This window comes from Mesorhizobium sp. LNJC391B00, assembly GCF_000502535.1.
GTDB lineage: Bacteria > Pseudomonadota > Alphaproteobacteria > Rhizobiales > Rhizobiaceae > Mesorhizobium.
The window spans coordinates 299,267-320,163 of record NZ_AYWI01000001.1; the positions used below are offsets into that span (position 1 = coordinate 299,267).

The window sequence follows — 20,897 nt, forward strand, 5'->3', positions numbered from 1 at the left end:
CAACGTGTATTCTGCCTGTCTACATTAGGGCTTGTGCGATATGGACCGCTTGGTCCGAGCAAGCCCCAACTTTATGGGCGGGTCATGCGCGTGGGCTTTATCGTCGGCGAATTCCCTCTGCTTTCGGAAACCTTCGTCGTGGACCAGATGGCTGGGCTGCTGGCGCGGGGCTTTCAGGTCGAAGTGGTCTGCGAAAAGATGCAAGGTGACCACCGAATTGACCGGCAAAGCGAGCCGATGGCGACGCTGCTCGCCAGAACCCGACATTGGTGGCGATGGGCCGCTGTAATCAGCAAATTTGTACAGCGTCTGCCGCCGCGTCTGCGATACAAGGCCTCGACCGTTCTCGACATCGCCTTTGCACGCCGCCTGAACCGCTGCGACGTGATTGTCGCCCACTTCGGACAGAACGGCGAGAGAGCAGCCGCACTGAAGAAATGGAAGGTGCTCAAACCACCGATCATAACCATCTTTCACGGCGCGGACGTGGCGATCCCGGCGCGGCAGGCAGTGCTCGCGACACAATATGCCGGGCTGACCAAGCATGGGACCCTGAACCTGCCCGTCAACGATTACTTCCGCACGATGCTGCTGGAAGCCGGCCTGTCCCAGGCGAGCACGACGGTCCACCATATGGGAATTGACACCCGCGAAATCGGCTATCGCTGGGAATCGTGGGAAGGCACCCAACTGGTCGTGACGACGGTTTGCCGCCTGGTCGAAAAGAAAGGCGTCGAGTTCGCCTTGCGAGCCCTGGCCTCCCTCAAGGCCTCCCAGCCGCAGCTAGACTGGCGTTACGACATTGTTGGCGACGGTCCTCTGCGGATGAATCTGGAGAAGCTGGCCGTAGAGCTGGGCTTGGCTGGTCGCGTAACATTCCTCGGCAGCCTCCCTCACGCAGAGGTGAAAAGACGGCTTCGCATGGCGCATCTCTTTTTGCTGCCAAGTATCACTGCCAGCGACGGGGATATGGAAGGCATTCCGGTCGCGCTCATGGAGGCCATGGCCGCCGGATTGATTGCGGTCAGCACGTATCATTCGGGAATCCCGGAGCTCATCAAGGATGGGGAGACGGGGTTGCTTGCGCCCGAGCGAGATATTTCAGCGCTTGCCGGCAAGCTTGCCTGGGCCGGGGAGCACCCGACCGAATGCGAGCGTATCGCGCTTGCCGCACGCCGCAAGGTCGAGGACGACTTCAACGCAGATGTTCTGAATGAACGTTTTGCGCAGATCGTTACCCAACTGGCCACATCGAGCCCTGCGCATGAACCTGCCGGTCATGTCGGGGTTTCCGAGGGCTTGGCGGATCCTTCATCTGCCGGCTGACACTGCTGCTCTGCGTTTGATCGGCAGACACGCCAAGCCGAGGGAAATCTTGCTACACTGCACCAAAAATGTTGCAGTGCAGCAAGACCTATACTAACGTCCCTGCGGGTGGGCCAACAGCGGTAGAGTTCCATGCTGCATGTCTTGTGCCTCCGGCACCCTGTTTTCGGCCCGGCTTTTGTCAAGGGCACACCGGCTCTCCGCACGAGCGCATCCTGCCGATGAAGATTTGCTTCGTAGTCGACAAGTTCCCCTCATTGTCCGAAACCTTTGTTCTCGACCAGATAGCCGGATGCCTTGAGCGCGGCATGGAAGTCGGCGTCGTCTGCAACGAGACGTCCTTCGGCAGGGACAGCAACATCGATGATCCGCGCTGGCAGGCGCTGCCAGGAAAGGTCGTATGCTGGTGGGGTGGCCTGGGTCGCTATCGCCCGCTGCTCAGGAAGTGGTCCGGCAGGTTCTGGGACAAGCTCTCGACCGCCATCGACATTGCTCATGCGCGAAAACTGCAGGGCGCCGACGTCATCGTTGCCCATTTCGGCAACAACGGCATGCGCGTGGCCCGCGCCATCAAGCGCGGGAGGATTTCCGCTCCCCTGGTGACGATATTTCACGGCCGTGATGTCGGCGAACCGCTGCATGACAATACGCTCGCGCGCTACAAAATTGTGTTCGAAAAGGGCGTTCTTCAACTGCCGGTGAATGCGTTTTTCCGCGATGCCTTGATTGAGGTCGGTGCATCGCCGGAGCAGGTTGTGGTTCACCATATGGGGGTGCGGCCGAGTGACATCGACTATCGGTGGCGTTCATGGGAGCAGGCTACGCTCTCTTTCATCTCGGTCTGCCGCCTGACTGAAAAGAAGGGCATCGAATATGCGCTTCGCGCGCTTGCTGGCCTGCCGCGGCGAGACTGGATCTACTCGGTGATCGGCGGCGGAGAACTTCTCGAGCAGCTGAAGGGGATCGCCGCAGAGCTCGGCATTGCCGACAGGGTGAATTTTCTTGGGCCCCGGCCGCACAGCGAAGTCAAACAGCGTCTGCGCGATGCGCATGTGTTCCTGCTGCCCAGCGTCGGCGCCCGCGATGGCGATCTGGAAGGCATTCCGGTTTCGCTGATGGAAGCGATGGCCGCCGGCCTGACGGTGGTCAGCACATATCATTCCGGGATCCCTGAACTGATCGATGATCACAAGACGGGTTTTCTCGTGGCTGAGCGGGACGTTGCGGCGCTGACCGGCAAGCTTGCCTGGATCGCCGAGAATCCGAAGCCGTGTGAAGGGATCGCTCTCGCGGCGCGCAAGAAGATCGAGGCGGAGTTCAACTCCGATCTGCTGAACCAACATTTCGTGGAAATCGCCATGCGGCTTGGCGAAACGAGGTCGCTTGCATGAACGCCAATCCGCCCCCCCAGTTCGGTCGTGTCGCCCTGCGCGGCGGGCTGGTAACCATCGGCGCCCAGGGCTTCAAGATGGCGATCCAGTTTCTCTCCGTCATCGTGCTGGCCCGTCTGCTGGTCCCCGAGGATTTCGGTCTGGTGGCTTCCGTCGGGCCGATCGTCGCCTTCGTCGGGCTGCTTCAGAATCTGGGCCTGCAGCAGGCTGTGGTTCAGCGCAAGGACATCAGCAACCAGCAGCTCAACCAGGTGTTCTGGATCAGCGCGCTCGTCGGGCTGGGCAGTGCCGTGGTAGTGGCCGGCCTGGCGCCTGCCATCGCCGCGTTCTATGGCGACCAACGTATGTCCGGCATCACCCTTGGCTCCGCCCTGCCGCTGCTTCTCGGCAGTCTGGCCGCAGTGCCGCTGGCGTTGATGAACCGGCACCTGCAGTTCGGCCAGCTCGCACTGAACGACGTGATAAGCGCCGCCGCCGGACTTCTGGCCGCCGCGATCGCGGCCTATGCGGGGTTGGGCTACTGGTCGCTGGTCATCGGCCCGGCGGTTTCGGCAGCTATCGCCCTGGCTGCCGCCTGGCTGGTGGCGCGTTGGACGCCTTTGCGGCCGGACCTGAAGGTCGATGCCGACATATTGTCGTTCGGCGCCAACCTGACCGGCTTCAACCTCGCCAACTTCTTCTCGCGCAATCTCGACAACATTCTCATCGGAAAATATTCCGGGGCGATCGAACTCGGCTATTACGACCGCGCCTACAAGCTCCTGTTGTTCCCGCTGCAGAACATCAACCAGCCGCTGACACGGGTCATGGTGCCGCTGCTCAGCCGCATCCACGATGACAAGGCCCGCTTTCGCGATATCTATGTGCGCACCAACTGGATGCTGGCGGCCGTTACCATGCCGGGCATCGCGGCGCTGACGCTGACCTCCAATCAGATCGTCGGACTTCTCTTCGGCGCGGGCTGGGCACCGGTCGCACCGATCTTTGCCTGGCTGGGCATCGCCAGCCTGGTCCAGTCCGTTTCAAGCACGACGGGATGGATATTCATCTGTCAGGGCAAAACGAAGACCATGTTCCATTGGGGCATCTATTCGTCGCTGACGACCGTCGCTGCGTTCGTCGTCGGCCTGCACTGGGGCGCCGTCGGCGTTGCCGCGGCCTATGCCATCAGCGGTTACGTGCTGCGCGTTCCCGTGCTGGCGCTACTGGTCCATCGCGTCGGTCCGGTGACCGCCGCCGACTTCCTGCTCATGCAGGGGCTTTTCATCGCCTCGTCCCTGCTTGCCTGGTTCCTGTACCTGTGGTTGCCGGCGTCTCTAACGGGCCAGTCAGACCTGCTCGCGGTCTTTTTGGCGCTTGCCCTCAACTACGGCATCGGTCTCGTTTTCATGCTTGCCGTCCCGCAGTCGCGACGCGCCTTGTTCACCACCCTGTCCAACGCCGCGCGCAATATCCGCTGAGCGGCCGGCGATCAGCGGCGCCAGCAGGTTTGTGGCCGACATTGCCGAAGCATGTTCTTCGAGCACGGCCTGAAGGCTTGTCTTGCGATAGCGGTCGAGATTTCCCGCAAACCGGCCGAGCTTTTCGCGCGCCTCTTCGGGCGTCACGGTGTCGATGTCGAGCAGCACATCGTCGACACCGATTCGCTTGGCCACTTCCTTGGTTTTGAACTCGTAGGCGATCGGCAGCACCGGCGTGCCGACGCAAAGCGACATGATCATCATATGCATGCGCGTCGCGACGACGAAGTCGAAGCCCTTCACCTGCCCCATCAACTGGTCCGGCGTGTGGAACGAAGCGTGCACTGTCACGTGGCTGGCGATCTCAGGATCGAGCTCGGCAACGATGGCCTGTGCGGTCTTGGAATCGTCATGGGCATATTCCGGCACGCCCTGACACGTGGAGACGAAGGTCACCTCCTTGCCAAGGTCCCTGACAAGAATTGTGGCGATCTCGCGGATCGAATCCAGATAGCGGCGCATGCCGCCCTCACCGTCGCTGACGTAGTTCCAGTGGCGGACCGAAATAGCGACGCGGCCCGTCGACGCCGGCGGCTGGCTGGAAGCGAGACGCTTGCCGATCCTGTCGGTATCGGCCAAGGCGAATACGGCATCGGCCACCACGTGGCACTTGCCGAGATCCTTCACCAAGTCCCGGATATGGGTCCGCGACCGTTCGTCGCGCAACAGGATGAGCGGACTGCGGTCAAAGATCGGGCCGAGCTCCTGGCGGTTGTAACTTTTGTCGAACGGACCGAGGGATTGCGTGAAGAAGACCGGATCTTTGCCAAATACGGCATCGAGCCTGAACTGATTGAGGCGTCGTTCGAGATTGTAGTTCTCGACGAGATAGGTTCCCCCTGTGGTGACCACCATGTCCGCGTCGGCGTAGATATCGAGACCGCGCCGGTCGCGATGGCTGAAAAAATTGCCTAGCGCGCTGCTGCCAAACCAGCGCAGGGCCTGGAGAACGAGCCGATTGTAGATCGGCTTGAACCGGTCCCTCAGCCCGCTGCCATTCTTGTATCGGAACAGGGATTCCGACAGCAGCTTATGAAATTCGAGGTCGGGATAATCCGTCTTCGGATAGAGTCGTTCCGCAACCTCGGGCTGGCTGTCGAAGACGGCAAACCGCACGTCGCCTTGCACGATCGTCTTGAGAATGTGGCGGATCGCCAGCAGAATCGCCGCATCCCCGGTATTCAGGCAGACTGTGTTTTCAACGACGATCTTCATGGGATACCTCATTTCGTCAGCAGATTCCGCGGCGGGGCCTGCGGTGCCTAGGACGGGCATGGTGACCGAAAACACCAACGCCAGGACGATCCCGATGCGGCTCGCGTCACAATTCATCGCTGCATCGGGCTGGGTGACCAGTCAGAGCGGCGCTCAAGCCCGACGGAGGGTAACGCATCAATTTTGCAGTGCAACAAAAAACGTGCGCTTATGCTACGGCGCACCAAAAATGTTGCGATGCAGCAAAAGCTGGGTTAGCATTCCCGTGGGTGGGCCAACAGCGGTCGAGTTTTCATGCTGCATGTCTTGTACCTTGTGCACGATGTTTCCGACCCGGCGGTGCGCCGGCGGATCATAATGCTCAAGGCAGGCGGCGCGCGGGTCACGTTGGCCGGCTTCCGTCGGACCACAAATGCTGTTCCCGACGTCGAGGGGCTGCAGCCGGTCGACCTCGGCGCGACGCGTGACGGCCGATTCGGCCAGCGTCTGGCGGCGGTCGCCAAGGCGGCGCTGTCGATAGGCTCGAAGCTTGCGGCGATGCCGAAGCCCGACCTCATCATCGCGCGCAATCTGGAAATGCTGGCGCTGGCCAGGCGCGCCAAGGCCGCCTTTCGCGGCGGCGTGCCGATCGTCTACGAATGCCTCGACATCCATCGCCTGGTGCTGCGCAATGACATGCTGGGCAAAGCGCTGCGCACAGCGGAGCGTTATCTCGCCCGCGACGTGAAGCTTCTGGTGACGAGCTCACCGGCCTTCATCGCCAATTATTTCAAGCCGTTCCGGCAGGTCGCCGCACCGGTGGAACTGGTCGAAAACAAATACTTCGAAACCGCGCCGATCGCCTTAGATGACAGGTCAAAGGCCGAAAACCCTGCAGCACCCCCGTGGCGCATCGGCTGGTTCGGCGCGCTGCGCTGCCGCCGCTCGCTGGAGCTGCTGGCCGACTTCACGCGCCGTCAGGGCGGGCGCTTCGAGGTCGTCCTCCGGGGCCGTCCGGCACTCTCGGAATTCCCGGATTTCCACGCTTTTGTCGAGGCCGAACCCTATCTCTCCTTTCGTGGCCCCTACCGCAACCCGGAAGACATGGCCGCGATCTACGGCGAAGTGCATTTTTCCTGGGCGATCGATTTCTTCGAGGAAGGGCAGAATTCGGAATGGTTGCTGCCCAACCGCCTCTATGAGGGCTGCCGCTTCGGCGCCGTACCGATCTCGATGGGCAATACCGAGACGNTACCGAGACGGGGCGCTTTCTCAACCAGCAGGACATTGGCATCCTGCTTTCCGATGCCACGCCCGAAATCCTGGAAACCGCGCTCGGCCGCATGGACCAGGAGCACTTCGGCAAGGCCAAGGCGCGCGTGCTGGCCCGCAACCCACGAACCTGGAGCTACGACGGCAGCGACTGCCGCGCCTTTGTCGACAGGCTGCGCGGTCTGGCGGCGGTCCCCGGTCCCTTCGTCACCGAAGCGCTGGCTTAGCGATGGCTGATGATGGGAAAAATACAGAGCATGGGAAGGCGCCGATGACGCAAACCGAAGCGCTGCCGCCAAGCCTGATCGTCATTCCGTGCCTGAATGAGGCAGCCCATATCGGCGCGTTGCTCGAGCAGCTCAGGCCGGCAGCGCTAAGGCTCGGCGCCCGCATCGTCGTTGCCGATGGCGGCAGCACCGATGGTACTTTGGCCATTGTCGAAGCGGTTGCGGCCAAGGACCCTCAGGTCGTCCTCCTGCACAACCCAAAACGTATCCAGAGCGCGGCGATCAATCTCGCCGTCGCCAGCCTCGGTGACGGCGCCGAATACCTGATCCGCATTGATGCCCATGGCGGCTATCCCGCCGATTATTGCGACCGGCTGGTCGAGGAGGCGCTCGCCACTTCAGCCGATTCGGTCGTCGTCTCGATGCTGACCAGCGGCAGCGGCGCGGTGCAGAAAGCGGTCGCGGCGGCGCAGAATTCCAAGCTCGGCACCGGCGGCTCCAAGCACCGGCACCTTTCCGCCGGCGAATGGGTGGACCATGGCCATCACGCGCTGATGCGGATCTCGGCCTTCACCGCGGTCGGCGGCTATGACGAGACCTTCAGCCACAATGAGGATGCCGAACTCGACTACCGCCTGCGCCGGGCAGGCTACCGCATCTGGATGAGCGGCAAGACGCAGATGGTCTACTATCCGCGTTCGTCGCTGAAGGGCCTGTATTTCCAATATCTCGGCTATGGCCGCGGCCGCGCCAAGAATGTGCTCAAGCACCGCATGATCCCGAAAGTTCGGCAGATGATCCCGCTGCTGGTGGCGCCGGTCGTCCTTCTCGCGGTATTTTCCTTTATCCACTGGCTGGCGGCGGTGCCGCTGCTGGTCTGGGCTTCGGTCTGTCTGGGCTACGGCGCTGTGACCGCCATCAGCCAGCGCAATCCCAACAATGTGCTGGCGGGCATTTCGGCGATGGTCATGCATTTCGGCTGGTCGCTCGGGTTTTGGCTGCAACTGCTCGGCTCGCGATCGCAGCGCGGGGTGGCATGATGGTCGCCGACAGCCGCCGAATCGACATCTGCGTCTGCACGTTCCGGCGGCCGGAACTGGCCGACACGCTGCGGTCGCTCGCTGCCATGGATATGCCTGCCGGTTTCGGCATCGGCGTCATCGTCGCCGACAATGACGACGAGCCGACCGCCGAGCCGCTGGTGACCGCGCTGGCGAGCGAATTGAAGCTCGTGGTCCGCTACCGGCACGCCCCGGCGCGCAACATCTCGGTCGCCCGCAACGCCTGTCTTGATGCCAGCACGGCCGATTTTCTCGCCTTCATCGACGACGATGAAACCGCTTCCCGGCAATGGCTGGCCGAACTGATTGCTATCGCGGAGACAAGCGGCGCCGAGGCCGTGCTCGGTCCGGTGCGGGCGCTCTACCGCCCGGATGCGCCGGACTGGATGCGCAAGGGCGATTTCCATTCGACCTTGCCGGTCTGGGTGCAGGGCGAAATCCGCACCGGCTACACCTGCAACGTCCTTTTGAGGATGAGCGCCGACAGCTTGCGCGACCGTCGTTTCAGCCTGGCGCGCGGCCAGAGCGGCGGCGAAGACACCGAATTCTTCGACCGCATGGTCAAGGCAGGCGGTCGCATCGCCTTTGCGCCGGAGGCGTTGGTCGAGGAAGTCGTGCCGCGTTCGCGAGCCGCTTTCGACTGGCTGCGCCGCCGCCGCTTCCGCTTCGGTCAGACGCATGGCCACCTTGTTGGCCACAATGCGGGCGCAGTCCGTCGGGCGAAGGAGGTCGGCCTCGCCTCGGCCAAGGCCGCCTATTGCTTCGGCATGGCGGCGTTGACTGCGATTAGCCCGGTCCGCCGCAACCGCAGCGTGCTGCGCGGCATCATGCATGTCGGCGTCGTCAGCGGCCTGGTCGGTATCAGCGAAATTCGCCAATACGGACTGTCTTCCCCGCAGCAAGGAGGCAAGCGTGCAGCCTGACGTCTCCTTTGTCATCGCAGCCCACAATGCCGCGGCCACGCTCGACCGGGCGATCGCAAGCGCCATGGCCCAGCGCGATATCAGCGTCGAAATCATCGTCGCCGATGACCAGTCGCGCGACAACACGCTCGACGTCGCAAGAGCCTATCCAAAAGATGTCGTCAAAGTGGTTGCGCTGCCGGCAAATCGTGGCCCTGGCGGCGCCAGGAATGCCGGCCTCGACCTCGCCACAGGCCGCTGGGTCGCGGTGCTCGATTCCGACGATGCCGTCCTGCCCGGGCGGCTCGCCGCCATGATCGCGCGAGCCGAAAGTGCGGGCGCTGTAATCGCCGTCGACAACCTCCAGGTGGTGCGCGAGGACGGCATTGCCGAAGCGACGATGTTTCCCGCCAAATATCTGGAGGGCCTGCGTGAAATCACGCTCGCCGACTACATCGCTGGCAACATCGTTTTCGAATCCACGTTCAACCTTGGCTATCTCAAGCCGATCTTCCAGCGCCGTTTCCTGATCGAAAACGGGCTTCGCTATGATGAAAGTCTGAGCATAGGCGAGGATTACATCCTGCTCGCCAACGCGCTGGCCAAGAGCGGAAAATGCGTCGTCGAGCCGACGACCGGCTATATCTACCACATCCGCACGGGCTCGATCTCGCGCGTGCTCGAGCTTCACCATATCGAGGCGATGCGCAAGGCCGACGCGGTCTTCGCCGAGACCAATTCCATGGACGCTGCTGCTGCGGCCGCCTTCGCCAAACGCGCCCGCAGCCTGCGCAAGGCGGCATCGTTCCTGTCGCTGGTCCAGCACATCAAGGCGCGTTCGCCGTTGAAAGCGATACGCACCGCGCTAAGTGATCCGGCGGCTGTCAGGCACATGTCGCTGCCGATCGCCGTCCGCCTCAAAAGGGTGGCGGCGCAGTTTGCCGTCGGCGCGGAGAGGTAAGGAGGGCGAGTACATGAAGACGTTTGTTCGTGGCCTGCAACAGGCTGAAATCGATCTGCTCAGAAGGAATTTGCGATGAAGAAAATCAGGAAGGCAGTCATCCCTGTGGCGGGGCTTGGAACACGGTTCCTGCCGGCAACCAAGTCGATTCCGAAGGAGATGCTGCCCGTGGTCGACCGGCCGGTCGTCCAATATGCGGTGGACGAGGCCTTCGAAGCCGGCATCGAGCACATCGTGTTCGTCACCGGCCGCAACAAGGCTGTCATCGAGGACTACTTCGACCTGCACCCCGAACTGATTGGAACGCTCGAACAAACCGGCAAGAAGACCCAGCTGGAGGCGCTCGAAAGCATGCTGCCCGTGGCCGGCGCCACCAGCTTCATCCGCCAGCAGTCGCCACATGGTCTCGGCCATGCGGTGTGGTGCGCACGCGAAGTCATCGGCGACGAGCCCTTCGCCCTGCTGCTCCCCGATATGGTGTCGTTCGGTCGCCGAGGTTGCCTGGCTGAAACAGTCGATCTCTATCAGCAGACCGGCGGCAATGTGATCGCCGTCGAGCGCTGTGATCCCAGCGAGACCAGCAAATACGGCATCGTCGGGCGCGGCGCCGAGACAGGGAGCGGCTTCGAGGTGACTGCCATGGTCGAAAAGCCGGCGCCGGCCAATGCGCCGTCGAACTATTACATCAACGGCCGCTACATCCTGCAGCCCGAGATCTTCTCGCTGCTGGGCAACCAGCAGCGCGGCGCCGGCAACGAAATCCAGCTTACCGATGCCATGGTGCGGCTGGCGAAAAGCCAGTCTTTCTTTGCCCAGCCTTTCAATGGCCGCATGTTCGACTGCGGCTCCAAGGAAGGCTTCATAGAGGCGACCATCGCCTTCGCGCTGGCGCGCGACGACATGAAGGGACCTGTGCTGGAAATGCTGCAGGCGTTCGTGCGGTCGCATGAGCGTCAGGAAGTGGCCGCATAATGCCCATCTTTCGAGGGCATATGCGTTTGGACGATGGCGCGGCTCATGCCTGCACGCCTGGCCGCTCAGGCCCGGCGCCGGATGGCATGAAGCTTGCGTTGCATATCTTGCCCCCGATCTCCGCAGCTTCGGACGAGGTGGGACCTGACCCGTCTCGCTCCGGCGCCTGTAACCTAGAATTGGATCGAAGATGAATTATGCCAGCTTTCCTCTCGACAAGAGGATGCCATTGCCCAACCCCGATCAGGAAAAGGGTGAAGACTTCATCGACGTCGAGCGCCTGCTTGGCATGGCGGCGCGTCAGGTCAAGGTGGTGGCGGTCTGCGCCATCATCGGCCTGTTCCTGGGGTTGCTCTATCTGCAGACCACGCCCAAGCAATACATGTCGGTCGCCAGCGTGCTGATCGACGAAGGCCTGAACAAGGTCATCGACGACATCTCGGCTGCATCCGTCACCATGCAGACCGACGCCGCCCTGCTCAGCCAGATCGAAATCATCACCTCGGCGCGGCTGGCCTCGGTGGTGGTCGACAAGCTGAAACTCGACCAGAACGCAGAGTTCATGAACCCGCCGCAATCGGCGCTGGTCAAGGGCATCGGCTTCGTGCGCGGCGTGATCGGCTATTTCCGCTCAAGTTCCGCCGAGCAGATTCCCGGCATGGAAAACGTCGATGAGGCGACACGCCAGGCCATGATGCAGACGGCGCGCCACGACTATGCCGTGCTGAAGCTGCAGAGCGAGGTGCTGGCGCAGCGCAACGGCCGCTCCTATGTGCTCGCCATCGGTTACCAGTCGACCAATCCGGCGCTCGCCACCGCCATCACCAAGGCCTATGCCGACGCCTATCTCGCCGACCAGCTCAATGCCAGCTTCGACGCCACCGAGCGCGCTGCGGTCTGGCTGCAGGGCCGGCTGACCGAGCTTCGTCAGAACTCACAGGCGGCCGCTATGGCGGTCGAGAAATTCAGGGCCGAGCATGGTCTGGCCGCCAACAGCGACGGCCAGCTGATCAGCGACAAGCAGATTGCCGATCTCACCGCGCAACTGATCGTCGCGCAGGCCGATACGGCGCGCGCCAGCGCCCGCTATCAGCAATACAAGACCATCGTCGAAAGCGGCTCGGACAATGCCTTCAACGATTCCGCCATCTCAAGCGATCAGCCGGCAAGCTCCGTCATTGCAACGCTCAAGACCCGCTATCTCGCAGTGGCCAAGCGGCTGCAGGACGTGACGGCCAATTTCGGCGCCGACCATCCGCAGGCGGTGGCGCTGGCCAAGGAAAAGGCCGACCTGTCGACCCAGATTTTCGGCGAGTTGAAGCAACTGACCGAAAGCTATCGCAATGAATATGAAGTCGCGCTTTCACGCGAGACCTCACTGAGGCAGAAGATCGCCGACGCGGCCGGCAAGAGCTCCATCGACAACCAGAGCCAGGTCAAACTGCGCGAACTCGACCAGCAGGCGCAGGCGCTGACCACGCTCTACCAGACCTTCCTTAGCCGCTACGAGGAGGCCTCGCAGCAGCAATCCTTCCCGGTCGGCAAGGTCCGCATCATCTCGGATGCCTCAACGCCGCTTTCCGCCTCAAGCCCGCGCACATCCAGGGTGCTGGCGCTGTCGCTGGTGCTTGGCGTGCTGCTTGGCGCCGGCTTTGGTGGCCTGAATGAGTTCAACGAGCGCTTCTTCAGGACCGGCGAGGACATTCGCGATCGCGTCGGCCTCAAATTCCTCGGCTATTTGCCGATGATCGGCGGCAGGCTCGGCAAGGACGCCGACGACGGTGCGGCGGATGCCAAAGGCGCCAACACATTGTCGGCGGTCGAGAAACGGGCGCGCATGCGGGTCAGCGTCGATGCGCCGGCATCGATGTTCTCCGAAACGCTGCGCAACGCCAAGATCGCCTTCGACGTCGTCATGGAAGGGCAAGGCAGCCGGGTCATAGGCGTGGTCTCGGTCCTGCCCGGCGAGGGCAAGTCTACGGTCGCCGCCAATCTCGCCGGATTGCTGGCCGCCAACGGCTCGAAGACGCTTTTGATCGACGCCGATCTGCGCAATCCTGGTCTCAGCCGCAACCTCGGCATGGAGGCCGAGCAGGGGCTGATGGAGGCCGTGGTCAACGGCCAGACATGGCAGTCGGTCGGCAAGGTCGACCGCCAGACCAAGCTGGCGATCATCCCGGCCGTGCTGCGCGGCCAGTTCTCGCACACCAGCGAGCTGCTGTCGTCGGCCGGCATGCGGCGCTTCATCGACAACGCCAAGGAGACGTTCGAGTACATCATCGTCGACCTGCCGCCGCTCGGCCCCGTGGTCGACGCCAAGGCGTTTGCGCCGCTGGTCGACGGCTTCGTGCTGGTTGCCGAATGGGGCCGCACGCCGCGCGCCATGGTGCGCTCGCTGCTGGAGCAGGAACCCTACGTCGCAAGCAAGGTCGTCGGCGCGGTGCTCAACAAGGTCGATCTGAAGAAGCTGCCGAAATACGGCTCGCTCGGCGGCTCGGAAAAGTTCTTCGACCGCTATTCGACCTACTATCTGGAGAAATCGGACGTGCGGGCCAAGACCGCCGCCTGAACGGAGCGCGATCCTGAAAAGGAGCGTGATCCGGAAAAGCGGATCCGGTTTTCGGAAAGGATCACGCTCAAACGAAGAAGCACGGCAGGTCAGGAAAAGATCAGCTTGCCGAATTTACCGGCGATCCTGAGCGCTGTCAGCCGGCCGCTTTGAAAGGCGCCGGTGTCGATGCCGAGCCTTCGCCCGTCAATCCTGGGGATATCGACCGGCGTGTGCCCATGCACCACAAAGCGGTCGAGCAGATAGGCGGCGTTGAAGAACTCGTCGCGGATGTTGAGCAGATCCTGCTCATCCTGTGCGACCAGGTCGATGCCCGGCCTGATGCCGGCATGGACGAAAACGAATTTATCCGAACAGAGCAGCACCGGCAGGCTGCGCAGGAAGTCGATATGGCTGGCCGGAATGACTTCCTTCACGCGCCGGTCGACCGCGTCGCTTGAGGCATAGAGGCTGGCAAGCCGCGCCGGATCGACCCCATAGGAAAACAGCGTCTCGAGGCCGCCGACCGCCAGCCAGCGGTCCCGCGACAGATAGCCGTCGAGATAGTTCAGCATCGCCACTTCGTGGTTTCCCGCCAGGCAGACGCGCAGGAACCCTGTTGGCGGCAGAGCCAAGAGGTGGTCGAGCACGCGCGCCGATTGCGGCCCGCGATCGATATAGTCGCCGAGCATGACGATAATCTTGCGGCCGCGAAATTGCAGCGCGTCGAGCTGGATCTTCTGCTCCAGCGACAGCAATTCCTTGTAGCAGCCATGCACGTCGCCGATCGCGTAGACGACGGTGTCGTCCATATCCATTTCCAGGCGCTCGCGCGGCGCCGGCCGGGGAGGTCTGGACCGCTGAAACAACGCCACTGGGGCCGTCAGACCCCGATGCCGCGGGCTTTGAGCGCCGCGGTGATCTCGTCAAGAATGGCGGGATCGTCGATGGTCGCCGGCATCGTCCATTCTTCCTTGTCGGCGATCTTCTGCATGGTGCCGCGCAGGATCTTGCCGGAGCGCGTCTTGGGCAGGCGCTTGATCGTCACCACGGTCTTGAAGGCCGCGACAGGGCCGATCCGTTCGCGCACCAGCCCCACCACTTCGCCTTCGATGGCAGCGGTATCGCGCGACACACCGGCATTGAGCACGACGAAGCCGAGCGGGACCTGGCCCTTCATAGCGTCAGCGACGCCGATGACGGCGCATTCGGCAACATCGGGATGCGCTGAAAGCACCTCCTCCATGGCTCCGGTCGACAGCCGGTGTCCGGCGACATTGATGATGTCGTCTGTGCGCGCCATGACATAGAGGTAGCCGTCCTCGTCGATCATGCCGGCATCGGCCGTCTTGTAGAAGCCGGGAAATTCCTCGAGATAGGCTTGCCGGAAACGCTCGTCGGCATTCCACAGCGTCGGCAGGCAGCCGGCCGGCAGCGGCAGTTTCACCACCACATTGCCAAGTGTGCCGCGCGGCACTTCATGGCCGGCATCGTCGAGCACGCGAATGTCGTAGCCCGGCATCGGCACGCCGGGCGAGCCGTATTTCACCGGCAGCAGGCCGAGGCCCGCCGGGTTGATGGTCATCGGCGAGCCGGTCTCGGTCTGCCACCAATGATCGACCACCGGCACGTTGAGTTTCTGCTCCGCCCATTTGATGGTTTCCGGGTCTGCGCGTTCGCCGGCCAGGAACAGAGTGCGGAATTTCGACAGATCGTAGTTCGGCACGAATTCGCCCTTGGGGTCCTGCCCCTTGATGGCGCGGAAGGCTGTCGGCGCGGTGAACAGCGCGACCACGCCGTGTTCGGCGATCACCCGCCAATAGGTGCCGGCGTCGGGTGTGCCGATCGGCTTGCCCTCGAACAGCACGCTTGTCGCACCATGCAGCAGCGGTCCGTAAACGATGTAGGAATGGCCGACCACCCAGCCGACATCGGAGGCCGCCCAGAACACTTCGCCCGGTCTGACGCCGAATTCGTTTTCCATCGTCCATTTGAGCGCGACCATGTGGCCGCCATTGTCGCGCACGATGCCCTTAGGCTGGCCGGTCGTGCCGGAGGTGTAGATGATGTAGAGCGGGTCGGTGGCGAGCACCGGAACGCAATCGACGTTGGCGCCCGCGGCGCGCTCGCGGGCAACGGCGTCGGCAAAATCGATATCGTAATGCTCCCTCAGATCGCAGCGCAGCTGGTCGCGCTGCAGGATCAGGCAGGCGTCCGGCTTGTGGCGGGACATTTCGATCGCCTTGTCGAGCAGCGGCTTGTAGGCCACGACACGTCCAGGCTCCAGGCCGCAGGACGCGGAGATGACCAGCTTCGGCTTGGCGTCGTCGATGCGGGTGGCGAGCTCGTGCGAGGCAAAGCCGCCGAACACCACCGAATGCACCGCGCCGATGCGGGCACAGGCAAGCATCGCGACCGCCGCTTCGGCCACCATCGGCATGTAGATGATGACGCGGTCGCCTTTGCGAATGCCGCGGTTCTTGAGCACCGAAGTCAGCGCTACCACTTCGCGCTTCAATTCGGCATAGGTGAATTTCTTGACCGTGCCGGTAATCGCGCTGTCGTAGATAAGTGCGATCTGGTCGGCGCGGCCGCCTGCGACATGGCGATCGAGAGCGTTGAAGCAGGTGTTGCAGCTGGCGCCGTTGAACCAGCGCCCGTAAACGCCCGCCTTGGCATCGAAGACGCTGGCCCACGGCGAATACCAGTCGATCGCCTCGGCCGCATCGGCCCAGAATTGTTCCGGGTCGCGTTTCCAGCCGTCATAGACCTCGTGGTAGCGTGACGCCATTCATCCCTCCTCGGGAAAACTCTCTATCTTGCAATAGCCTATGCGGGTTTTCCCGGCCACGTCTTTCCCCAAATGCCATGTCTTTCCCGAAATTTGGGGCTTGGCCGATCTCGCCTTGGCCATAAATTGCAGGCACCATGGCCGGGTTTGAAACCGGGGCAGGGCGCGCAATGACGGTACGATACGGGGTTGGATCTGCCGTTGGAGCAGCGCTGCTGTTGACGATCGTTTTCGCCGCCCAGGCCGGCGATGCCGCCCGCGGCGCATCATCGGCTTTTCCCCCGACGGCAAATATTTCGCCTTCGAGCAATATGGCGAGCTCGACGCTGCCGTTTCCGGCTGGTCGCAGATCGACATCATCGACACAAGCACAGACGAGTTCGTCGGCGGCAAGCCGATCCTTGTCCTCGATGAATCGGAAGAGGCGACCACGACGGTGGAGCAGGCACGGGCGCAGGCCGCAAAGCAGGCCGCGCCAATCCTGGCCAAATATGCCATCGCCGAGCGCGGCACGCGCACGGCCTCCGACAGGTTCACCTTCCCGGACGACACGGTCGACTACAACGACATCCGTCGCCTCGATCAGGCCGCGCAGAAATGGCTGTCGCCGTTCTATGGCGAAACACAGATTTCGACCATCCAACTCGATGAGATCCTTGCCGACAGCAAGGAGGATTGCTCGGCAAGCTTTGATGACGCGAAGCCAAGCGACCAAGTTCTTCCGGGCGACAAGACACTTCAAGGCGACAAGACACTTGAAGGGGACAAGACGGGCAAGGCCCGCGGCTTCCGCCTGTCGCTGCAGGGGCAGGACGGCAAGCCGTTCAAGGTGCTGCACGAGGACAAGGCCGTGCCGGGCTCGCGCAACTGCCCGACTTCCTACAGCCTGTCGGAATCCTACGAATACACCCCGCCCGGCAGGCCCGCGGTAGTGGCGGTGCTGGTGCAGCGCTTCAGCCAGGGCTTCGAAGGACGCGACCGCCGCTTCATCGCCGTAACCGGCCAGGCACGCTAAGCTGCGGCCCCCCTTGTGGCAGGCAGAAAAAGCTCATGCGCCCGGAAAAGCAGGGCGTTCGTGTCGGATATAAGCTCTTAAAGCGGCAAGGCCGCCAGCATCAGCCCGACGCCACCCGCAATCAATATGGCGGCTGCCAATGCTTTTCGATGACGTTCGAACGCGGTCGGAGCCCGCTCCCAATTGTAACGCATACCCAATGCTCTCCCAAAACCCCGCGACTCCATAGCTTACTTTAGGTAAGAAAAGCAAGACCTTGACCCTGCGAGATAGCTGGCTTGACAGTTTGCGGCGGTGATTCCCAGCTGCAATCACCGACTATTTCTGGGGTGCTTCCCTGTTCTCAGGCTCTGAACGATGTGGAAGTTACCACAATCTGAAGTTGGATGTCTCCATTAGGCTTCGGTTGCCTGTGTCGTGAGGATGGTGGCGTTGCCGGATTGCCACAGAACGGTCAGGCCTGCCTGTTCTCACTCTCGTCCGCGCAATGGACAGACCCGCATCGCCGCGCTATCTGCTCTCCAGGAAAATGGTGGAGGGGCTCCATGGCCCAAATCGGTTCTGAAATGGTTCTGCGGCTCGCGGACGACGCCTCGGTCCAGCATGTCGGCGATGGCGCAGTCGTTCTCTTGGCGCGCAGCGGCCAGCTTTACACCTGCAACGGCACCACCGAAGCCTTTCTCGACAAGGTGGACGGCGCCCGCAGCCTTGACCAGATCGTCGTCCTGTTGTCTGACGAGTTCGAGGTCGACAAGGGCACGCTCGACCAGGACATGGCGGCGCTGGCCGCCGAACTGGTGAGCGAAGGCATTCTCGCCGACCCGGCTCCCTGATGGTGGACGGCGTTCTCCTGCGCGCTTTGTTTCGTGTCCATTTATGGGCAAGCGCGCGGCTGATGCCGACCCTGATCGGCCGCCGCAGCTTCGAATCGGTGCTGAAATGGGCGCCGCTCAGCGCACCCACCCCTTATCGCGGCCTGTCGTCAGCCTACATCGTCGCTGCCGTCAACCGGACCGTCCGGCACCCCTGGCTGATGCGCGACCGCAGATGCCTGCGCGAGGGCCTGCTCGCCCACCGCTTCCTGCGCTTTGCCGGCTTCGATCCGGATCTGCGCTTCGGCGTCGATCCGAAGTCGATGCAGGCGCCGCGTATGTCTGCTCATTGCTGGGTCTGTCTCGATGGCCGCCCAGTGGTCTCGGACAGCCTCCCCGGCATGGTCCAGATCTATCGCCATCACGCCGATGCCGGAAAGGCACACGCTGCTTGACCGGTCCGGCGACCACCTTCTGCTACGATCTCCAGGGCCAGGTCATCAGCATATCGGCCTCGCGGGCCGATCTCTGGCCGAGCTTCGACCTCATGCTCGGCACGTTGCGCGTGAGCGGGCCGGCCGAGCCCGATTTCCGCGTCGACATCGTCGAGACGCGGGAGTTACCGGAATCGCCTGCCGGAAAACTCGCTTTCGACGGCGACGTGCCGGAGGACGGCCATTGCCGGCTGATCGACGGTGGCGGCACCGTTCATCTGGTCTTTCCCGGCCTGCAGACCGTCTCGATCAATGCCGATGGAGGCTGGGCCGAGATACGAGTCCATCCCGATGCCAAGGTCAAATGGACGGTGCTGATGATGGTGCTGGATGCAGCACTTGATGCCGGCGACCAGCACATGCTGCACACCGCCGGCCTGACATTGCCCGGCCGAGAGGCGCTGGTGCTGATCCATGCGCCGAGCGGCACCGGCAAGTCGACGACGTCGCTGGCGCTGGCGTCGCAAGGCTTCGGCCTGTGCTCTGATGACGCCATGATCCTCAAGATTTTGGCCGGCGGCGGCATCACGGCCTGGGGCTTGCCGCGCAAGGTGAAGGTCCACCGCCACACGGCGGCAATGCTGCCCTTCGTGGCGCCTTGCCTTGGCGACAAATGGGACGCCAATGGCGAGCAGGCCGTCTCGCTGGAACGTCTCGCCGAGATCATCCGCATCGAGGAGACTGTCGGCAGACCGGTTGCGGCACTGCTTCATCTCGCCCGCTCGGCGGACGCGCAAACCCGGCTCGTGCCCATGACCAGGACAGACGCCCTGGTGGCGCTTGCCACCGACAATGTCAGGACCGGCATGACCGGCCTTTTGCCGGCGCAGAGGCGCCGCATGGCAACTATCGCAACGCTGGTCAAAGCCGTCCCGACCTTTACCCTGGAAGTCGGCGAAAAACCGGCCGAGGCGTCACCGTTGATCCGCGCCGCGCTGCCGGCGCCGGACTGACGGCCGGCGCGGCAAGTTCAGGCAAAACGTGACTTTGGCCTGGCGAGCCGCTGGATCCAGCGGAAGGCGTCGCGGCGCAGGCGCGAATGCATCTTGTCCCTGGAATTGACGCCGAGCAGCGTATCGCCGGTGATCAGCCATTTGGCCAAAAATATCGAGAGGTCGGGCTTGATGCGGTCGGCCAGTTCGATCGCGCGCGGTGCATCAAACAGCCGCCCCGTCACATTGAGAACCGTCGCCAGTTCGAGCTCGATGCCGCTGATGCGCGCCGCCTCGAAAAGCCGGTCTTCATCCGCGGGCGACCGCAGCGCGCGCACGCCCTGCAGCACGTCGACGCAAAGCTGCAGCCGGTGGAACTTGTGCCCGCCGGCGGCGTGAACAATGGCGATGGTCAGCAGCGCAGCCGGCGTGTCGGCCTCGCTGCCGTCGATGATCTGCAATTCGCGAAAGCCGAGCGACAGCCGCCGCCGCATGCCGGAATCATGCACCAGGTTGCCGTGCAGTTCGATCAGCAGGCTGGTATTCTCCTTCTCCAGCCACTTGAACTCCTGCAGGTCCTGCGACTGCGTCTCCTCGCTCCAGAGTTCAAAGCCGCATCCGGCAATCACAGCGTTGGCTGCGGCGATGCTGGCCGGCTCGACCAGAATGTCGATGTCGGTGAAAGGCCGGTCGGCGGCGTGGCGGTAAAGTTTGCGGGCGAAGACAGGCCCCTTGACGATGCGCGCCGGCACGCTGGCGGCGGCGAGCCCCTTGATGATGCGGTCGCCATGATATTGCAGCAGCATCGACTGGCCGGTCGCCAGCGTCGACTGATCACGCAGTTCCGACAGCTTTTGCCGCAAGGCCGCGTCCGCAGGCAGTCGGGCGTCGCCGATCTCGCTGAGCTTGCGCAGCATGATGGGAAGCACGCCGTGGAACTCGGCATTGACGAGCAGTGCCAGCAAGCTTTCGGCAGCAACGTCACGGCCAATGGCAGCCGGCGCCTCCGGGTCGGCGAAGGTCAGCAGCAGTTTTTCATCGGCAGGCGCAAGAGATGGCAGCATCAAACCCGGATTGCGTTCGCCCACATCAGCAATTCCCGTCCGGAATTGCGTCAAACAACCAACTCAGAGGAGCGTATGTTGCAGAAAAGCATGCATGAAGCCAGCGTGTGGTGGCAGAACCAGCTCATGAATTGACTTTCCACGGTTTCGGTCCATTCTTTTGCACTGGACTGAAAAGGGTGTTTGGAATGGCCAAGAAAAAGTATGAAGCGCCCGTGCTGCGCAAGGCAGGAAAGTTGTCCAGCGTGGTGGCCGGGCCGTCGCTGCCGATACCGCGATAAGACTTCTACGGCTTCGGTTTGGATGAAGCCGGAGCGGTCGGCCGCAAGGCAAGCCGCGCTGCAGGCGGGCAATCTGTCGGCGTGACTGCGGGTAACGGTCCGTCCGGTCCCGCAGGCTAAGGCAAGTTCATAAG

At 62.8% G+C, this 20,897-nt stretch carries 15 protein-coding genes and 2 pseudogenes; 13 read left to right on the top strand and 4 right to left on the bottom strand.

Annotation, left to right across the window (positions count from 1 at the left end):
• The first annotated feature begins 84 nt into the window (after positions 1 to 84).
• The 3 genes from X750_RS161240 (at position 85) to X750_RS161230 (ending at position 4,177) form a co-directional block, all read left to right on the top strand.
• Positions 85 to 1,326 carry a glycosyltransferase gene (locus tag X750_RS161240; protein ID WP_023746624.1) on the top strand — a complete coding sequence of 414 codons (1,242 nt, stop codon included), beginning with the start codon at positions 85 to 87 and terminating at the stop codon, positions 1,324 to 1,326.
• 221 nt (positions 1,327 to 1,547) lie between these two features.
• Entirely contained in the window at positions 1,548 to 2,717 is a 1,170-nt protein-coding gene (locus X750_RS161235; RefSeq protein ID WP_023746625.1) for a glycosyltransferase, read from the top strand.
• Entirely contained in the window at positions 2,714 to 4,177 is a 1,464-nt protein-coding gene (locus X750_RS161230; protein WP_023684224.1) for a lipopolysaccharide biosynthesis protein, read from the top strand. The genes X750_RS161235 and X750_RS161230 overlap by 4 nt, the downstream gene beginning before the upstream one ends.
• 225 nt (positions 4,178 to 4,402) lie before the next feature.
• Here X750_RS161230 and X750_RS161225 read toward each other — a convergent pair.
• Positions 4,403 to 5,569 (bottom strand): annotated as a pseudogene (locus X750_RS161225) (polysaccharide pyruvyl transferase family protein); the annotation flags it as partial.
• Positions 5,570 to 5,746: 177 nt separating this feature from the next.
• Between X750_RS161225 and X750_RS01000000162585 the strand changes: the two are divergent.
• The 6 genes and pseudogenes from X750_RS01000000162585 to X750_RS161200 all read left to right on the top strand — a co-directional run bounded on the left by X750_RS01000000162585 (position 5,747) and on the right by X750_RS161200 (position 13,395).
• Positions 5,747 to 6,930 (top strand): annotated as a pseudogene (locus X750_RS01000000162585) (glycosyltransferase).
• 44 nt (positions 6,931 to 6,974) lie between these two features.
• Positions 6,975 to 7,970 carry a glycosyltransferase family 2 protein gene (locus tag X750_RS161220; protein WP_023746627.1) on the top strand — a complete coding sequence of 332 codons (996 nt, stop codon included), beginning with the start codon at positions 6,975 to 6,977 and terminating at the stop codon, positions 7,968 to 7,970.
• Positions 7,967 to 8,914 (top strand): glycosyltransferase family 2 protein, encoded by a 948-nt coding sequence (locus X750_RS161215; protein ID WP_023732541.1) that lies wholly within the window; start codon positions 7,967 to 7,969, stop codon positions 8,912 to 8,914. Before X750_RS161220 ends, X750_RS161215 begins: the two co-directional genes overlap by 4 nt.
• The gene (locus tag X750_RS161210) at positions 8,904 to 9,854 is read left to right on the top strand and encodes a glycosyltransferase family 2 protein (protein WP_023746628.1); all 951 of its coding nucleotides are present in this window, start codon (positions 8,904 to 8,906) and stop codon (positions 9,852 to 9,854) included. Before X750_RS161215 ends, X750_RS161210 begins: the two co-directional genes overlap by 11 nt.
• A gap of 75 nt (positions 9,855 to 9,929) precedes the next feature.
• Entirely contained in the window at positions 9,930 to 10,826 is an 897-nt protein-coding gene (gene galU / locus X750_RS161205; RefSeq protein WP_023668795.1) for a UTP--glucose-1-phosphate uridylyltransferase GalU, read from the top strand.
• 190 nt (positions 10,827 to 11,016) lie between these two features.
• Positions 11,017 to 13,395, top strand: coding sequence for a polysaccharide biosynthesis tyrosine autokinase (locus X750_RS161200; RefSeq protein WP_023732539.1), 2,379 nt, complete (start codon positions 11,017 to 11,019; stop codon positions 13,393 to 13,395).
• Between the two features lie 89 nt (positions 13,396 to 13,484).
• On the opposite strand, the gene X750_RS161195 is transcribed toward X750_RS161200, so the two are convergent.
• Positions 13,485 to 14,186, bottom strand: coding sequence for a metallophosphoesterase family protein (locus tag X750_RS161195; RefSeq protein ID WP_348524264.1), 702 nt, complete (start codon positions 14,184 to 14,186; stop codon positions 13,485 to 13,487).
• A 71-nt stretch (positions 14,187 to 14,257) separates the two neighbouring features.
• Positions 14,258 to 16,165 carry a propionyl-CoA synthetase gene (locus tag X750_RS161190; protein WP_023732537.1) on the bottom strand — a complete coding sequence of 636 codons (1,908 nt, stop codon included), beginning with the start codon at positions 16,163 to 16,165 and terminating at the stop codon, positions 14,258 to 14,260.
• Between the two features lie 358 nt (positions 16,166 to 16,523).
• On the opposite strand from X750_RS161190, the gene X750_RS01000000162590 reads away from it, so the two are divergent.
• The 4 genes from X750_RS01000000162590 to X750_RS161175 all read left to right on the top strand — a co-directional run bounded on the left by X750_RS01000000162590 (position 16,524) and on the right by X750_RS161175 (position 19,439).
• Positions 16,524 to 17,180, top strand: a complete 657-nt coding sequence (locus X750_RS01000000162590; RefSeq protein WP_245260737.1) for a DUF2259 domain-containing protein — start codon at positions 16,524 to 16,526, stop codon at positions 17,178 to 17,180.
• Positions 17,181 to 17,725: 545 nt separating this feature from the next.
• Positions 17,726 to 18,013 carry a PqqD family protein gene (locus X750_RS161185; protein ID WP_023684213.1) on the top strand — a complete coding sequence of 96 codons (288 nt, stop codon included), beginning with the start codon at positions 17,726 to 17,728 and terminating at the stop codon, positions 18,011 to 18,013.
• Positions 18,013 to 18,447: a lasso peptide biosynthesis B2 protein gene (locus X750_RS161180; RefSeq protein ID WP_023668789.1), complete on the top strand. Its 435-nt coding sequence runs from the start codon at positions 18,013 to 18,015 to the stop codon at positions 18,445 to 18,447. Before X750_RS161185 ends, X750_RS161180 begins: the two co-directional genes overlap by 1 nt.
• Positions 18,444 to 19,439, top strand: coding sequence for an HPr kinase (locus X750_RS161175; protein WP_023732536.1), 996 nt, complete (start codon positions 18,444 to 18,446; stop codon positions 19,437 to 19,439). The genes X750_RS161180 and X750_RS161175 overlap by 4 nt, the downstream gene beginning before the upstream one ends.
• 17 nt (positions 19,440 to 19,456) lie before the next feature.
• On the opposite strand, the gene X750_RS161170 is transcribed toward X750_RS161175, so the two are convergent.
• The gene (locus X750_RS161170; RefSeq protein WP_023732535.1) at positions 19,457 to 20,482 is read right to left on the bottom strand and encodes a nucleotidyltransferase family protein; all 1,026 of its coding nucleotides are present in this window, start codon (positions 20,480 to 20,482) and stop codon (positions 19,457 to 19,459) included.
• Positions 20,483 to 20,897 lie beyond the last annotated feature (415 nt).

Excerpts from the sequence above, each read along its gene's own strand:
- X750_RS161190 (WP_023732537.1), bottom strand. The coding sequence starts at position 16,165 with ATGGCGTCACGCTACCACGAGGTCTATGACGGCTGGAAACGCGACCCG.
- X750_RS161170 (WP_023732535.1), bottom strand. The coding sequence starts at position 20,482 with ATGCTGCCATCTCTTGCGCCTGCCGATGAAAAACTGCTGCTGACCTTC.
- X750_RS161230 (WP_023684224.1), top strand. The coding sequence starts at position 2,714 with ATGAACGCCAATCCGCCCCCCCAGTTCGGTCGTGTCGCCCTGCGCGGC.
- X750_RS161220 (WP_023746627.1), top strand. The coding sequence starts at position 6,975 with ATGACGCAAACCGAAGCGCTGCCGCCAAGCCTGATCGTCATTCCGTGC.
- X750_RS161240 (WP_023746624.1), top strand. The coding sequence starts at position 85 with ATGCGCGTGGGCTTTATCGTCGGCGAATTCCCTCTGCTTTCGGAAACC.
- X750_RS161200 (WP_023732539.1), top strand. The coding sequence starts at position 11,017 with ATGAATTATGCCAGCTTTCCTCTCGACAAGAGGATGCCATTGCCCAAC.
- X750_RS161180 (WP_023668789.1), top strand. The coding sequence starts at position 18,013 with ATGGTGGACGGCGTTCTCCTGCGCGCTTTGTTTCGTGTCCATTTATGG.
- X750_RS161195 (WP_348524264.1), bottom strand. The coding sequence starts at position 14,186 with ATGGACGACACCGTCGTCTACGCGATCGGCGACGTGCATGGCTGCTAC.
- galU (WP_023668795.1), top strand. The coding sequence starts at position 9,930 with ATGAAGAAAATCAGGAAGGCAGTCATCCCTGTGGCGGGGCTTGGAACA.
- X750_RS161215 (WP_023732541.1), top strand. The coding sequence starts at position 7,967 with ATGATGGTCGCCGACAGCCGCCGAATCGACATCTGCGTCTGCACGTTC.
- X750_RS161235 (WP_023746625.1), top strand. The coding sequence starts at position 1,548 with ATGAAGATTTGCTTCGTAGTCGACAAGTTCCCCTCATTGTCCGAAACC.
- X750_RS161185 (WP_023684213.1), top strand. The coding sequence starts at position 17,726 with ATGGCCCAAATCGGTTCTGAAATGGTTCTGCGGCTCGCGGACGACGCC.